The following is a 14,356-nucleotide window of genomic DNA, read 5'->3' on the forward strand; positions in this document are numbered from 1 at the left end:
GTCGCCGCGCCCGTCGCCGCGGCCCGGGCAGCGAACCCGTGCTGCCGGGGCCACCCCCTCCCCCCGCCCGCCGGACCCCCGTTGAGCCTGGAAGAAAGAACCCTCGATGCCACGAAGCCAGCGCCCGGAGCACAGATCCCCGCACCGCCGCCACGCCCTGCCGGCCGCCGCCCTGGCAGCCTTCGCCCTGGTCGCCGCCTGCGCCGGGCCGCCGAAAACCGGTGACGGAGGCAGCGGCGACCAGGCGTACAAGCTGTCCGCCGACACCCCGGCCGCCAAGGGCCGGCTCGACTCGTTCAGCTGGGCCGTGTACGCCGAGCCGCCGACCCTCGACTACATCTCGGCGTTCGACTACCCGCAGAACACCATCCTGTCCAACGTGTGCGAGAGCCTGATGCGGTGGACCCCGCAGCTGACCCTGGCCCCCGGGCTCGCAGCGAGGACGACCAGCCCCGACCCCACCACCTGGGTCTACGACCTGCGGCCCGACGTGCACTTCCACGACGGCGGCGTGATGACCGCCGACGACGTGGTGTACAGCCTCGGCCGGCAGATGAACCCCGACAACGCGGCGGCCTGGGCCCAGCAGTTCCAGAACGTCAGCACCGTCACCAAGAGCGGCCCGCTCCAGGTCACCGTCAAACTCAAGCAGCCCGACTCGCAGTTCAACCAGTACATGGCCACGGCCGCGGGCGTCGTCGCGTCCAAGGTCGGCATCGAGGCGGCCGGCAAGGACTACGGCACCTCCGGCAGCCTGGACTGCACCGGCCCCTACCAGCTCGGCTCCTGGAACAAGGGCCAGTCCATCCAGCTGCGGCGCTTCGACGGCTACTGGGGCACCAAGGCCAAGTCCGCGAAGGTCGACTTCCGCTTCCTGACCGACCCCTCGGCGCGCGTCAACGCCATGATCAGCGGTGAGGCGGACGGCGGCTACCTGATCCCGACCGAGAGCTACGACCGCCTGAGCAGGAGCGGCGTGGGCACCCTCTACTTCGGCGAGGGCCTCAGCACGGTCAACGTCAACGTCACCGACATGAAGGGCGTGCTCGGCGACGTCCGTGTCCGCAAGGCGCTGTCACTGGCCCTCGACCGCTCCGGCTTCGTGCGCACCGGGCTCGCCGGCGCCGGCAGCGCCACCGGCTCCCTCACCTCCCGCGCGGCCTGGGCCGCGGCGCCGCCGGACGTCAGGAAGGAGGCGTTCGAGGGGCTCACCCCGACCGCCCCGGACATCGACCGGGCCAAGGCCCTGGTCAAGGAGGCCGGCGCCACCGGAAAGACCGTCACGGTCGCGACCAGCTCCATCGGCCAGGACGTCTCGCTGCTGGCCACCGCCGTCCAGTCGGCCGGCGCCAGGATCGGTCTCGACGTCCAGCTCAAGACGATCGCGCCCAACGCGTTCACCGCGCTGTTCACGGACGCGAAGGCCCGCGAGGGCATCGACCTGTTCCCGGAGACGTACTACGACTCCATCACCGACCCGCTGGACCTGCTGGCCAACTTCAAGACCGGCGCCTACCAGAACTTCGCCGGCTACAGCGACCAGGCCTACGACGACCTGGTCGACAAGGCGACCGCCGCCGCCGACCCGGCTGAGCGCTTCACCCTCGAAGCGCAGCTCCAGAAGACCGCGTCCGACCAGCTGCTGTGGATCCCGGTCGCCGAGTGGCCCACCGCCGTGTTCCTCAACAAGAGGATCACCGGCGCCCCGACCACCATCTCCTACATGTACTACCCGTGGGCGGCCGACGTGGGATCGGCCCAGTGACGTCTCCCGGATCCACCGTGCGGCGGCCGGTCCTCCCGGCCGCCGCCCCGCCCCCGGACGTGAGGGCCTCCACGTGAGCTTCCTGCGCTTCACCGCACGACGGCTGGCCGAGATGGCGGCCACCCTCCTCGGCGCCTCCTTCGTGATCTTCGGCGCGATGTACCTGGCGCCGGGCAACCCGGCCAGCTTCCTGCTCTCGGGCCGCTCCGCCTCCCCCGAGGCACTCAAGGCGATCAACGACCAGTACCACCTGGACGAACCGTTCCTGCTGCAGTACCTGCGCTGGCTCGGCCAGATCGTCCACGGCGACTTCGGCCGCTCCATCACCTACCGCACCGACGTGTCGCGGCTGCTGGCCGACCGGCTGCCCGCCACCCTCCTGCTCGTCACCATGGCCCTGCTCCTGGTCGTCGCCGTCGGACTGCTCCTCGGCTGGATCGGGGCCGTCCGCGGCGGCGCCGTGGACTCGACCATCCTGGTCGCCACCACCGTGGCCGTCGGCACCCCGTCCTTCGTCGCGGCCGTCCTGCTGCAGGGCCTGTTCGCGGTGAAGCTGGGCTGGTTCCCGACCGGCGGCACCGGCGACGGACCCGGCCAGATGCTGTGGCACCTGGCCCTGCCCGCCGTCGCGCTGGCGCTCTACCTGATCGGCATGCTCGCCCGGGTCACCCGCGCCGCGATGCAGGAGGTCCTCGGCCAGGAGCACGTCACCGTGGCCCGCAGCCGGGGCGTCGCCGAGCACGAGGTGATCCGCCGGCACGTGTTCCGCAACGCCCTGGGCACCGTCCTGACCACGGGAGGCCTGATCGTCTCCACCCTGCTGGTGTGCACCGTCCTGGTCGAGTCCGCGTTCAGCGTCGGCGGCATCGGCCAGCTCCTCGAACTGTCCACCACCACCAAGGACTTCCCCACCGTGCAGGCGATCTCCCTGCTCATGGTGGGGTTGTTCATGGCGGTGAACCTCGTCGTCGACCTGCTGCACCCGCTGGTCGACCCCAGGGTCACCCTCGCGCCGAAGAGGTCCGCCGCATGAGCACCACCGTCCTGCGCCGCCCCGGGCTCGCCCGCCTGCGCACCGCCCGAGCACCCCTGTACCACCTCTGCCTCGGCCTCGTCGCCGTGGTCGTCCTGGTCGCCGTGCTCGCCTCCTGGCTCGCCCCGTACGACCCGAACGCCGTCGACCTGGGCAACGCCCTCGCCGGTCCCTCCGGCGACCACCTGCTCGGCGTCGACGCCGCCGGCCGGGACACCCTGTCCCGGCTGATGCTCGGCGCCCGCACCTCGCTGCTCGGCCCGCTCGGGGTGGTCGCCTTCTCCACCCTGGCCGGCGTCGCCATCGGCGTCACCGCGGCCTGGCGGGGCGGCTGGCTCGACTCCGTCCTGTCCCGCTCCACCGAACTGGTCTTCGCCTTCCCCGGCATGCTGCTGGCGATCCTGATCGTCGCGGTCTACGGCGAGGGGCTGATCGCCCCGGTGATCGCCCTCGCCATCGCCTACCTGCCCTACGTCAGCCGCCTCAGCCGCTCACTCGTCCTCGCCGAACGCTCCCGCCCCTACGTCGAGGCCTACCGCGTCCAAGGCCATTCCGGGCTCCAGATCTGCCTGCGCCACATCATCCCCGGCATCGCCCCCGTCGTCCTCGCCCAGTCCACCATCAACTTCGGCTACGCCCTGATCGACCTCGCCGGCCTCTCCTTCCTCGGACTCGGCGTCCCGGCGCTCACCCCCGACTGGGGCCGCATGGTCTTCGACGGCCAGACCGCCATCCAGCACGGCTACCCGCTGTCGGCGATCCTGCCGTGCGTCGCCATCGTGCTGACCGTCGTCGCCTTCAACGTCGTCGGCGAACGCTGGGCCGACCAGGTCGCCAGGAGGGACCGTTGAACGTCCTCGACATCCAGGGCCTGCGGCTGCGCCTGCCCGGCACGGCCCGGCCCGTCCTCGACGGCGTCGACCTCACCGTCGACGCCCGCGAGACCGTCGCCCTCGTCGGCGAATCCGGCTCCGGCAAGAGCCTCACCTCCCGCAGCGTCCTCGGGCTGCTGCCGCGCGGCGCCACCACCGAGGGCGTCGTGCGCGTCAACGGCGACGACGTCCTCACCATGAGCCCGGAGCAACTGCGCCGCCTGCGCACCGACACCGCGGCCATGGTCTTCCAGGACCCGCGCGCCTCCGTCAACCCGCTCCGGCGCATCGGCGACTTCCTCACCGAGACCAGCCGCCGGGGCCCCGGCGGGGCCGACGCCGCCGCCGGACGGGCCGCGGAGATGCTGGCCGCCGTCGGGCTCCCGGAGACCACGCTCGGCAGGTACCCGGGGCAGCTGTCCGGCGGCATGCTGCAACGCGTCATGATCGCGGGGGCGCTGATGGGCGACCCCGCCCTGATCCTCGCCGACGAGGCCACCACCGCGCTGGACGTCACCACCCAGGCCGAGGTCGTCGCCCTCCTCGGCGACCTGCGCGAACGCTTCGGCACCGCACTGGTCTTCGTCACCCACGACCTCGGACTCGCCGCCGCCATCAGCGACCGCGTCTACGTCATGTACGCGGGACGGATCGCCGAAACCGGGCCCGCCGAGGCCCTGTTCGAGCGGCCGCGCCACCCCTACACGGCCGCGCTGCTCGCCTCCACCCCCCGCCTGGACACCCCCCGGGGCCGGCTGGCCGCCATCGGCGGCAGGCCACCGAGCCTGCGCGAGGACCTGACGGGCTGCCCCTTCGCCGCCCGCTGCCCGCTCGCGACCGAGGTGTGCACCGAGCGGGCGCCGGCCCTGCTGCCGCTCGCCGACGAGCCGGCCCGGCGGGCCGCCTGCCACCACGGCGACCGCGTCGCGGAGGTGACCGCCGATGCCTAGGAGCACTGCCGGTAGCGGCACCACGACCAGCCCCGCCACGACGAGCCCCGGAGGAGAACCAGCGATGCCGAAGACCGTCCTGGAGGCCGTCGGCCTGCACCGCGCGTACGGGAGCGTCCAGGCGGTCGACAACGTCTCCTTCACCCTGGCCGAAGGCGGATCGCTGGGCATCGTCGGCGAGTCGGGGTCGGGCAAGACCACCACCGCCCGGATCGTCGTCGGGCTCGAACGGGCGGACTCCGGACGCGTCCTGGTGCACGGCCGGGACCGCACCGAGCACCGGCGCGGCCGGGCCCACCGGCTGGCCCGCGCCCGCGAGGTCCAGATGGTCTTCCAGGACCCGTACCTGTCCCTCGACGCCCGCACCAGCGTCGGCACCGCGCTGCGCGAAACGCTCAGGCTGCACTTCCCCGACGCGGACCACCCCCGCCGGATCGCCGAACTCCTCGACCAGGTCGGCCTCGGCGAGCGCGAGGCCGAGGCCCTGCCCCGCCGGCTCTCCGGCGGCCAGCGCCAGCGCGTCGCCATCGCCCGCGCGCTGGCCGTCGAGCCCGCCGTCCTCGTCCTCGACGAGGCGGTGGCCGCCCTCGACGTCTCGGTGCAGGCGCAGATCCTCAACCTGCTCGCCGACATCCGCGAACAGACCGGCATCGGTTACCTGTTCATCACCCACGACCTGGGCGTCGTCCGGTGCGTCACGGACGAGGTGGTCGTGATGCGGCACGGCCGGATCGTCGAGTCCGGCCCCACCGCCGAGGTCCTCGCCCGGCCCCGGCACGCCTACACCCGGCTGCTGCTCGACTCCGTGCCCAGGCCGGGCTGGGACCCGCGGTCCATCGCGGCCGCCCGCCGGGCCCTGTAGCCGGGCCCTCCGGACTGCCGGGCCTTCCGGACTGCCGGGGTCCCGCGGGGTCGGCGGACTCCACGGGGCCCCGGTGTCGTTCGGCCGACGGGCGGACGACGCCGGGTCCTATGCCGTCCCGGCGTCGGCCGGGGCCTGTGCCGTCCCGGACGGTGCTCCGGCGAGCGCGCGCACCAGCGTCCCCAGCACCGTCGCCGCGTCCACGTTCGAGTCGAGGGACTGGATGGCCGCGAGGCCGTCCACCGCCGCCGCGACCGCCTCGCCCAGGGGTCGCGGGTCGATGCCGCCGCCCCGCTCGTCGGCGAGCACCTGGAAGAGCCGGACGAAGCACGACCGCCAGCGCAGGTACTCCTGCTCCAGACTCCCCCGGACGCGTTCGTCGTTGAGGGCGTGCCAGTGCAGGGCCGCGTGCAGGTGCGACAGGTCCGGGCTCTCGCCCCGGGTCAGCAGGCCGATCACGCGCTCGGCCCGCTCGGCGAAGTCGCCGGGGCCGTCCACCGCTTCCTCCAGCGGGGAGATCCACTCCGGCCGGATGTCCTCGATCACCGCCACGATCAGATCGGTGCGGTCGCGGAAGTGGTAGTGGCACATCCCGTGCGAAACGCCGCACAGCGCGGCGACGTTGCGCGTGGTGAAGCGCCCGGCGCTCTCGCCGGCCAGCAGGGTCCGGGCGGCGGAGACGAGCCGTGACCGGGTCTGCTCCCCCTTGGCCGACGAGCGCGTGCGCCCCTGCGGAACCACGGGGGCCGCCTGAACCTGTTCCTTCTCGCCTGTCGCCATGGCGCAACTCTAGGGCGTGTCCGACCCACGCCCCCGCTCCAGGAATCTTCGTCCGATCCTGCGCAGATAATTGACCGAGCGCTCGGTTAGTTCTACCTTTCGAGTCAATCCCGTTGCCGAGACGGGCAGTTGACCGGAGGACCCGATGAACGATCACGTCCCGAGCAGACCCGGCCTGGGCAGGCCCGGCCTGGGCAGACGACAGTTCCTCACCGCGGCCGGACTCACCGCCGCCGGCCTGGCCGTGACGTCGGCGGCAGGCTCAGCCGCCGCGGCGGCCGGCCTCCGCAGCTCCCGCAACGAGGACACCGCACTGGCGGGTGCGTTCGCCGTCCCGATCGACGGCGCGCGGCACACCCGGACCTGGATGGCCTGGCCCGACAGCACCACGATCTGGCGCAGCCAGCTCGGCGGCATCCAGTCGAACATCGCGCTGATCGCCAGGACCATCGCCAAGTACGAGCCGGTCATCATGTGCGCCAACCCCGCGAGCGCCGCCAAGGCCCGCTCCCTGTGCGGCTCGTCGGTCACCGTGATCACCACCATCCCCGTCGACGACTGCTGGATGCGCGACACCGGCCCGGTCTTCCGCACCGACGGGCCGGGAGCCCTCGACGCCGTCGGCCTCAACTTCAACGGCTGGGGAAACCGGCAGACCCACGCCAACGACGCGCTGGTCGCCCGACGCATCGCCGCCTACGTCGGGGTGCCGTTCACCGCCGCCGGCCTGATCGCCGAAGGCGGCGCCATCGAACAGGACGGCGCCGGCACCCTGATGGCCACCCGCAGCAGCATCGTCAACGACAACCGCAACCCCGGGATGAGCCAGGCGCAGATCGAGACCGCGATGTGCCAGGCCTACGGCGCGTCCAAGGTCATCTGGTTCACCGGCATCAGGAACCAGGACATCACCGACGACCACGTCGACGCCACCTCGCGCTTCCTCGCCCCCGGCGCCGGGCTGGTCCAGATGCCGCTGGCGACCGACACCGACGCGTGGGCCAGCGACGCGCGCGAGCAGTACCGGATCCTGTCCGCCGCCACGACGGCCGCAGGCGGGCCGACCACGGTGACCAGACTCCAGGGCCCGGACTACTACAAGATCCGCTCCACCAACCAGAACTTCGTCGCCTCCTACGCCAACTACTACGCGTGCAACGGCGCCGTGATCTCCGCCCAGTTCGGAGACGGCACGGCCGACGCCGCCGCCCGGGCGACCCTGGCCCGGCTCTTCCCCGGACGCACCGTCGAGCAGCTCGACATCGACTCCCTCGGCGCCGGCGGCGGCGGCATCCACTGCGTCACCCAGCAACAGCCCGCCGTCTGACACCCGGCGGAGCGGCGCGCACACCGGCACGGCCCACCGGCCACGCGCAGGCGTGCGCGCCGAACCCCCCGCAACTGCCCCGGGCGTCCGGCCGGCACGCCCGAACACCTCGTCCACCGCGACATCGTCAGCGCCCTGCCCACCCTGGACACCAGGATCACCCCCGCCCCGACCGACCCCGGCTTCCCCAGCATGCGCGGACGGAGTTTTGAACGATCAGTGCAGGACCCGGCCGGCGGGGGTGCGCCGGAAGAGGTTGTTCACCCTCCACGAACGGGACCGGGCCGGCCGGTCGGGAGGCCCGGGGGAATCTCCCCCGGGCTCCCACAGAGTGACGTCAGGTCGCTCCTCCGCGGCGTCCCCGGCCCGGTCGTCCGGCCGGTGATGCCGGTTCGCGTCAGAGCAGCCGCGCTCCCGGCTTGACCTCCCGGTCCGGGGCGATCAGGACCACGTCGCCGCCGCCCTCGCCCGGCACTCCGAGGACGAGGACCTCGGACATGAAGTCCGCGACCTGCCGGGGCGGGAGGTTCACCACGGCCATCACCAGGCGACCTTCGAGGTCATCGAGCGCGTACAGGTCGGTGATCTGGGCGCTGGACTTCCGAACGCCCAGATCACCGAAGTCGATCCACAGCTTGTACGCGGGCCGGCGGGCGCGCGCAAACGCCTCGGCACGGACGATCCGGCCCGCACGGATGTCGACGTCCAGGAAGTCGGTGATCGTGATCCCGTCCGCCGCCATCAGACCATCACCGAGGGAAGCAACCCGACCGACATCGGCAGGGCGGAGTGGCAGGCGAGGGAGTCGTGCGTGTGGGAGATGTGACCCTCCAGGGCGGGCTTCCGCGTGAAGAAGATCAGCATATCCCTGGTGGAGGTCTGCTGCGGGTCGGCGGCGACCACCGGGGAGAGGCTGTGCTTCCGCTCGTGGTCGACGACCAGCATGGTGTCGAGGAAGTGGCGGTGCTGGTACTGGCCCACGACGAGCTCCGGCTCAACCTCGTCCCAGCGGACCGCGTTGATCTGCCGCATGTCGTGGAGGAAGGTGATGGCGCTGTCGGCGGTCATGTTCTCACTGCCGAGCAGGGTGGTCATGGTGTGGTCCACGCCGTCGCTGTGCACCCCTTCGAGGGCGGGCTCGCCGACGAGTTCGGGCGTGGTGACGGTCCGCAGGTTGAACAGGGTGCACACCCAGCCGGGGTAGTCGTAGTCCAGCTTCGGGCGGTGCGCGATCTCCACGTCCTGGACCATGAACGCCTTGAACAGGAGCAGCCCCTGGAAGGCCCGGTTCAGCTGGAGGTCGTCACCGACCTCCGCGAACTCACGCTTCTGTCCGGAGTCATGGCGTACGAAGTCCTCGTCCGCCGAGAGCGCGAACGGCTGGAATTCGCCCCGGTCGATCGTCCCGTTCTTCACGTCGAAGTGGAAGCGGCCGTTCTTCGACTGGCGGAAGGGGAGGGTGGGGTCGTCCGGCAGGTCGTCACTCACCCGCTGGAGCTGGGCCAGGTCGGCGTCGGTGGCGCCGAGCCCCTTCAGTAAGCCGGCCATGCGCTCTCCAGGGACGAAAGCCGAACGCTGCTCGACATACTCCTTCTTGATCCGGGTCAACTCGGATATGACCTGGTCGAGGTCGTTGGTGTTCATAGAATGAATACTCCGTTCCGGTTCAGGGGACGACTCCCCGCAGGCTCTCGTGTCATCGGTGACGTCCGCCCTGGGGCGGAACCGATCGCCTCCGACGAGAAAAACCTACGAGCAGCTGATCAATGATCAGTCAACGATGGATCTACGTGCGCGTCATGGCTGATTCAAGGTCTTGACGGCTCCACGGACCCGCAGATCACAGTCAAGTGACGGCCAGTCATACACATGAACTCCTGACGGTCAAGCCGACCACAGAGATCCGGTCAGGACCGCTTTCACCACAACCGGGTTCACGTAGTCCGGGGAAGCACGGACCGCATCGCCACCGAATACGTGTCGTGAATTCGGCCGTCGACCGTCGGCCGTCTCAGAGGCGCACCAGCGCCTCGCGGGTCAGGTCGGCCAGGGCCGGGTAGCCGTCGACCGCCATGAGCAGGTCGGCCTCCGCCAGCAGTGAGCGCAGCACGTGCACGATGCCGTCCTCGCCGCCGAGCGCCAGCCCGTACGCGTACGGGCGGCCGACGCCGACCGCGGTGGCGCCGAGGGCGAGCGCCTTGACGACGTCGGCGCCGCTGCGCACCCCGGAGTCGAAGAGCACCGGCAGAGCGCCCGCCGCCTCGACCACGGCGGGCAGCGCGTCCAGGGCGGGCAGGCCTCCGTTGGCCTGGCGGCCACCGTGGTTGGAGCAGTAGAGACCGTCGACGCCGCCGTCCCGGGCCCGGCGGACGTCCTCGGGGTGACAGACGCCCTTGAGGATGATCGGCAGGTCGGTGAGCGAGCGCAGCCACGGCAGGTCGTCCCAGGTCAGCGGGTTGCCGAAGAGACCGGCCCACTCCAGGATCGCCGCACCCGGATCCTCCTCGGGAGCCTTGGCCAGGCGGGCCCGGAAGACCGGGTCGGTGAAGTAGTTCGCCAGGCAGTGGCCGCGCAGCTGGGGGAAGTTGGAGGTGGCGAGGTCGCGCGGGCGCCAGCCGGTGATCCAGGTGTCCAGGGTGACCACGATGCCCCGGAAGCCGACCGCCTCCGCGCGGTGCACCAGGCTGGCGGCGAGGTCTCGGTCGGTCGGGGTGTAGAGCTGGAAGAAGCCGGGCGTGTCGCCGAACTCGGCCGCGACCTGCTCCAGCGGGTCGACGGTGAGGGTGGAGGCCACCATCGGCACGCCGCTGCGGGCGGCGGCCCTGGCGGCGGCGAGGTCTCCGTGGCCGTCCTGGGCGCAGAGGCCGATCACGCCGACCGGCGCCAGGAACAGCGGCGAGGGCAGGGTGTGGCCGAACAGGTCGACGGTCAGGTCGCGACGGGCGGCGCCGACCATCATCCGGGGGTAGAGGCCCCACCGCTCGAAGGCCCGGACGTTGGCGCGCTGGGTGTGCTCGTCCCCCGCGCCGCCGGCCACGTACGACCAGATCGACGGGGGGAGGGCGGCCTGCGCCCCGGCCTCCAGCCCGGCGTACGTCATCGGCAGGGCGGGCTGCACCCCGCGCAGGCCCTCGAAGTAGATCTCGTTCTGGTAGTCACCGAACTGCTGGGCCATGGTTCCCAACCTCCTGTTGGTGCGGTGCGGTGCGGTGCGGTGTCCGTGTGCGGGAGTGACGGGAGTGACGGTTGCGTTGATCTGATGTCTACCGGCCCCTGCGAGCGTTCGGACGTCTTGCCGTAGGTACGTAGGGAGCGTCATCCGTGTTTCGAACGATTGTTGTCCGTACGGCTGTTGCCGGTGCGGCCGTGCTGGTGCCGGTGGTGGGCGCTGTTGCCGTGGGCGCGGGGGCCCCCGTGCGACAGGGCTCGCCGACCGAGCCGTCGGCGCAGGCCTGCGGCGGGTCGGCCGACGTGCACTGCCTCTCGGGGCGCATCGCGTGGAACGGCACCGGTCTCGTCATCCGCTACCGGGGGTGAGGGGTCCGGTCGGCGGTCGCCAGGGCGGCCAGCATCGACGTCACGTCGGCGGCCTCCGGGGCGCTGAGGCGGCTGAGCAGTAGGCGCGCCTTCGCTTCCTGATGCCGGGCGGCGTGGTGGTCGCTGCGGGCGGTCATCGCATGGGCCAACACCAGGTGGGCGAGAGCGCGTTCGCGCTGTCGCCCACCTGCTTCTGCGAGGTCCAGTGCCCGCTCCGCCTGCTGAACGGCCTCGTCGAGCCGTCCGAGCAGGCGCAGGACGTCGGCCAGGCGGCTTCGGGCGGCCGACTCCCGGTTGAGATCGCCGGTGACGCCCGCGCAGCAGATGCAGGACCGCAGCTGCGCCGCGGCGTCGTCGAGTCGGCCCAGTTCCTGGTAGGCGAGGCCGAGGACGTAGTGCACGTACGCGGTCATCGCGACGTCGGCGGTCCCCCCGGGTTCGGCGAGGATCCGCTGACAGGTCTGCACCGCCGTGGCCACGTGACCGGTGCGGATGCGGGACAGGGCCGCGTTCGCGGTGCTCGCCACCTCGCCGGACCGGTGGCCGAGCTGCCGGGCGAGCGCCACCGCCTCGTCGAAGGCGGCGATCGCCTCCTCGTGCCGGCCCTCGGCCTGGGCGATGAGGCCCAGGTCGTTGAGGGCTTGCCGGAGAACGGCCGGGTCCTCCGCCTCCCGGCAGGCTTCGGCCGCCTGCCGGGCCTGTGCGCCGGCCTCGCCGAGCCGGGCCCGGGCCAGCAGGACCGTGCCGAGGAGGAACCGCGACCGGCCCTCCGCGCAACGGTCGCCGGCCGCGACGGCGGCGGCGATCAGCGTGCGGGTGGCGTCTTCCGCTCGGCCGCCGACGGCGCCGAGGCCGAGCGGGCTGAGGGCGATCAGCAGGTTGACGGCCGCCCGCAGGTCGGTCATCGCCGAGGGCCGGCCGTCGGCGAGGGCGCGCAGGGTGTCCGTCGCGACGGCGGCCGCGAGCGCCACGGCGCCGGGTGTCTCGGTCCGGGCCCACCGGCGGGCGTCCGCCAGATCCGCGAAGACCGGGGATACCGGGGAGACCGGGGAGACCGAGGGGCGCAAGGAAGCCGGGGCGACCGGGGAGCGGCCTGGACGGGCGGCCGGGGAGCGGCCAGGAGGGGCGGCCGGCTGCTGGAGCGGCTCGCCGAAGACGTCGGCGACCGGGTCGCCGGGTACGGCGAGGGTGAAGGCCGTACGGGCGCAGCCGAGCAGATGGGTCAGCAGCCGCTGCTGGGCGCCGGCCCGTTCGTGGTCGCCGGTCCGCAGCGACGCCCGGCGGGCGAAGGCGCGCACCAGGTCGTGGTAGCGGTAGCGCCCGGCGCCCGTCGACTCCAGCAGCGCCTGGTCCACCAGCGACTCCGCGAGCCGCTCCGCCTGGTACTCCGCCAGGCCCAGGACTGCGGCTGCCGATGCCAGACCGAGGTCGGGCTCCGCCCAGGAGAGCATCCGGAACGCCGTGGCCAGGGGTGGTGGGAGCAGCCGGTAGCTGAGCTCGAAGACCTGCTCGATCGCCAGGTCGCCCGTGCGCAGGGCGTCGATGCCCTCGCGGTCGTCGGCCAGGCTCCGGACGAGCTCGGCGATCGGCTGATCCGGGGTGGCGGCGAGCCGGGCCGCGGCGATCCGCACGGCCAGGGGGAGCCGGCCGCAGGCATCGACCAACATCCTGGCCTGGGGGCCCTGTCCGGACCGGCGTGCCGCGCCGATGACCGAGTCGAGCAGGCCGATCGCCTCGGGCTCGCTGAACACGTCCAGCGCGACGTGCAGGACCGACGGCACACTGGTGAGCACCGTGCGACTGGTGACGATGACCGCGCAGTCCGACGAGCCGGGCAGCAACGGCTGGATCTGGGCCTCGTCGCGTGCGTTGTCCAGGAGGATGAGCAGCCGTCGTCCCGCGCTGGCGGTCCGGAACAGCGCCGACCTGCTTTCGAGGTCCTTGGGCACAACTGCCGCCCGGACGCCCAGCGTTGTCAGGAAGTCCGCCAGGATGTCGGACGCGTTCGCGGGCACCAGGTCGGCGCCGCGCAGGTCCGCGTACAGCCGGCCGTCGGGGAAGTCCGGGCGCACGGTGTGGGCGGCTCGCACCGCGAGGGTCGTCTTCCCCACCCCGGCCATCCCGGTCACGGTCACCAGTCGCAGTGCGGGGCTGGTCCGTACGGCCGGTGCTCGCCCGGTCAGCGCTTGTCCGATTCCGGCGATGTGGTCCTGCCGTCCGATGAACTGCGCCAGCACCGGGGGGAGTTGGTCCAGGGCTTCACTGTCGGCCGCATCGCCTGCGCTGCGGTCGACGTCTCGTTCGGCGCCGCGGTCGACGTCTCGGTCAGCGCCTCGGTCAGCCGACGCGGGTGATAACGGTACGTCTGGGCGCAAGTCCGGACCGGGTGCAGCGGCCCTCGATCGCATGGCGGCATCCACACCCAGATCGTGACACAACTCCGTGAGCGCGGGCGCCGGTTCGATCCCCAGCTGCTCCACCAGCCGTAATCGAAGCGCGTCGTAGACCGCACGCGCCTCGGACGTGCGCCCTTGCCGCCGCAGCGCGCGGATGAGCAGTTCCTGGAGGCGCTCGTGGAGCGGGTGGTCACCGGCCAGCTGCTCCAGCTCCGACAGGTAGCCGGAGGGAGCGTCGAGGGCCACGTCGAGGGCCGCGCCGAGTCCCGCACCGTGGGCCACGTCGAGGGCCACGTCGAGGGCGAGGCGCTCCTCCAGGAGGGTGAGGCGCAGCCTCGAAAGCCGCTCCCGCTCGCGGCACATGAGCGGCCCCGGCAGGCCGGCGAGCGGCTCCCCGCGCCACTGGGCCAGGGCTTCTCCCAGTGCGTTCCGGGCGTCCTGCGGGCGCTTGGCGGCGCACGTCCCGGCCAGTTCCTGCAAGCGCTTGACCCGCCACAGGTCCACGCGGTCCGGCTCGACGGCCAGACGGTAGCCACCCGTTCGGGAGACCAGCACCCTGGGCGCCGTGCGCACGGGCTCCAGCAGGTTCCGCAGCTGCCACACGTAGGTGCGCAAGCTGGTGTCGGGCGCACCGGGCGGCCGGTCTCCCCACAGGCCGTCGATCAGCTCGTCGACCGTCACGACCGCGTTCGGGCGCAGCAGCAGGGCGGCCAGTACCGACCGCTGCTGCGGGCCGCCGAAGTGCAGGTCCGTGCCGGCGCGCCGGACCCGCAGCTCGCCGAGTAACGCGAAGCTCAGCGAATCCTGATCATGATCTGGACGCACGTGTTCCCC

Annotated in this window: 11 protein-coding genes; 6 read left to right on the top strand and 5 right to left on the bottom strand. The window is 72.3% G+C overall.

The window, feature by feature from the left end:
- Window positions 1–106: 106 nt before the first annotated feature.
- The 5 genes from ACIOGZ_RS10600 (at window position 107) to ACIOGZ_RS10620 (ending at window position 5,482) form a co-directional block, all read left to right on the top strand.
- Window positions 107–1,765 (top strand): ABC transporter substrate-binding protein, encoded by a 1,659-nt coding sequence (locus ACIOGZ_RS10600; protein ID WP_363624276.1) that lies wholly within the window; start codon window positions 107–109, stop codon window positions 1,763–1,765.
- Window positions 1,766–1,838: 73 nt separating this feature from the next.
- Window positions 1,839–2,798, top strand: coding sequence for an ABC transporter permease (locus ACIOGZ_RS10605; protein ID WP_400985591.1), 960 nt, complete (start codon window positions 1,839–1,841; stop codon window positions 2,796–2,798).
- Window positions 2,795–3,649 carry an ABC transporter permease gene (locus ACIOGZ_RS10610; protein ID WP_063352389.1) on the top strand — a complete coding sequence of 285 codons (855 nt, stop codon included), beginning with the start codon at window positions 2,795–2,797 and terminating at the stop codon, window positions 3,647–3,649. Before ACIOGZ_RS10605 ends, ACIOGZ_RS10610 begins: the two co-directional genes overlap by 4 nt.
- The gene (locus tag ACIOGZ_RS10615) at window positions 3,646–4,620 is read left to right on the top strand and encodes an ABC transporter ATP-binding protein (RefSeq protein WP_363585513.1); all 975 of its coding nucleotides are present in this window, start codon (window positions 3,646–3,648) and stop codon (window positions 4,618–4,620) included. Before ACIOGZ_RS10610 ends, ACIOGZ_RS10615 begins: the two co-directional genes overlap by 4 nt.
- A 64-nt stretch (window positions 4,621–4,684) precedes the next feature.
- The gene (locus tag ACIOGZ_RS10620; protein ID WP_400985593.1) at window positions 4,685–5,482 is read left to right on the top strand and encodes an ABC transporter ATP-binding protein; all 798 of its coding nucleotides are present in this window, start codon (window positions 4,685–4,687) and stop codon (window positions 5,480–5,482) included.
- Window positions 5,483–5,590: 108 nt separating this feature from the next.
- Here the strand turns inward: ACIOGZ_RS10620 and ACIOGZ_RS10625 are convergent, their stop codons facing one another.
- Window positions 5,591–6,262, bottom strand: coding sequence for a TetR/AcrR family transcriptional regulator (locus ACIOGZ_RS10625; protein ID WP_363585511.1), 672 nt, complete (start codon window positions 6,260–6,262; stop codon window positions 5,591–5,593).
- Between the two features lie 145 nt (window positions 6,263–6,407).
- On the opposite strand from ACIOGZ_RS10625, the gene ACIOGZ_RS10630 reads away from it, so the two are divergent.
- Window positions 6,408–7,589, top strand: a complete 1,182-nt coding sequence (locus tag ACIOGZ_RS10630) for an agmatine/peptidylarginine deiminase (protein ID WP_400985595.1) — start codon at window positions 6,408–6,410, stop codon at window positions 7,587–7,589.
- 397 nt (window positions 7,590–7,986) lie between these two features.
- Here ACIOGZ_RS10630 and ACIOGZ_RS10635 read toward each other — a convergent pair whose 3' ends face one another.
- The 4 genes from ACIOGZ_RS10635 to ACIOGZ_RS10650 all read right to left on the bottom strand — a co-directional run bounded on the left by ACIOGZ_RS10635 (window position 7,987) and on the right by ACIOGZ_RS10650 (window position 14,347).
- Window positions 7,987–8,331 (bottom strand): tRNA-binding protein, encoded by a 345-nt coding sequence (locus tag ACIOGZ_RS10635; protein ID WP_363585509.1) that lies wholly within the window; start codon window positions 8,329–8,331, stop codon window positions 7,987–7,989.
- On the bottom strand, window positions 8,331–9,233 hold the full coding sequence (locus ACIOGZ_RS10640; protein WP_363585508.1) for a 2OG-Fe dioxygenase family protein: 903 nt from the start codon (window positions 9,231–9,233) through the stop codon (window positions 8,331–8,333). Before ACIOGZ_RS10640 ends, ACIOGZ_RS10635 begins: the two co-directional genes overlap by 1 nt.
- 367 nt (window positions 9,234–9,600) lie before the next feature.
- Window positions 9,601–10,764 carry an alpha-hydroxy-acid oxidizing protein gene (locus ACIOGZ_RS10645; protein ID WP_400985597.1) on the bottom strand — a complete coding sequence of 388 codons (1,164 nt, stop codon included), beginning with the start codon at window positions 10,762–10,764 and terminating at the stop codon, window positions 9,601–9,603.
- A 349-nt stretch (window positions 10,765–11,113) separates the two neighbouring features.
- Window positions 11,114–14,347 carry an AfsR/SARP family transcriptional regulator gene (locus ACIOGZ_RS10650; RefSeq protein ID WP_400985599.1) on the bottom strand — a complete coding sequence of 1,078 codons (3,234 nt, stop codon included), beginning with the start codon at window positions 14,345–14,347 and terminating at the stop codon, window positions 11,114–11,116.
- Window positions 14,348–14,356: the final 9 nt, after the last annotated feature.

Origin of the sequence: Kitasatospora sp. NPDC088160 (assembly GCF_044741445.1) — a bacterium.
GTDB lineage: Bacteria > Actinomycetota > Actinomycetes > Streptomycetales > Streptomycetaceae > Kitasatospora.

Coding starts and splice junctions, on each gene's coding strand:
- ACIOGZ_RS10600 (WP_363624276.1), top strand. CDS start 107: ATGCCACGAAGCCAGCGCCCGGAGCACAGATCCCCGCACCGCCGCCAC.
- ACIOGZ_RS10610 (WP_063352389.1), top strand. CDS start 2,795: ATGAGCACCACCGTCCTGCGCCGCCCCGGGCTCGCCCGCCTGCGCACC.
- ACIOGZ_RS10620 (WP_400985593.1), top strand. CDS start 4,685: ATGCCGAAGACCGTCCTGGAGGCCGTCGGCCTGCACCGCGCGTACGGG.
- ACIOGZ_RS10625 (WP_363585511.1), bottom strand. CDS start 6,262: ATGGCGACAGGCGAGAAGGAACAGGTTCAGGCGGCCCCCGTGGTTCCG.
- ACIOGZ_RS10630 (WP_400985595.1), top strand. CDS start 6,408: ATGAACGATCACGTCCCGAGCAGACCCGGCCTGGGCAGGCCCGGCCTG.
- ACIOGZ_RS10635 (WP_363585509.1), bottom strand. CDS start 8,331: ATGGCGGCGGACGGGATCACGATCACCGACTTCCTGGACGTCGACATC.
- ACIOGZ_RS10640 (WP_363585508.1), bottom strand. CDS start 9,233: ATGAACACCAACGACCTCGACCAGGTCATATCCGAGTTGACCCGGATC.
- ACIOGZ_RS10645 (WP_400985597.1), bottom strand. CDS start 10,764: ATGGCCCAGCAGTTCGGTGACTACCAGAACGAGATCTACTTCGAGGGC.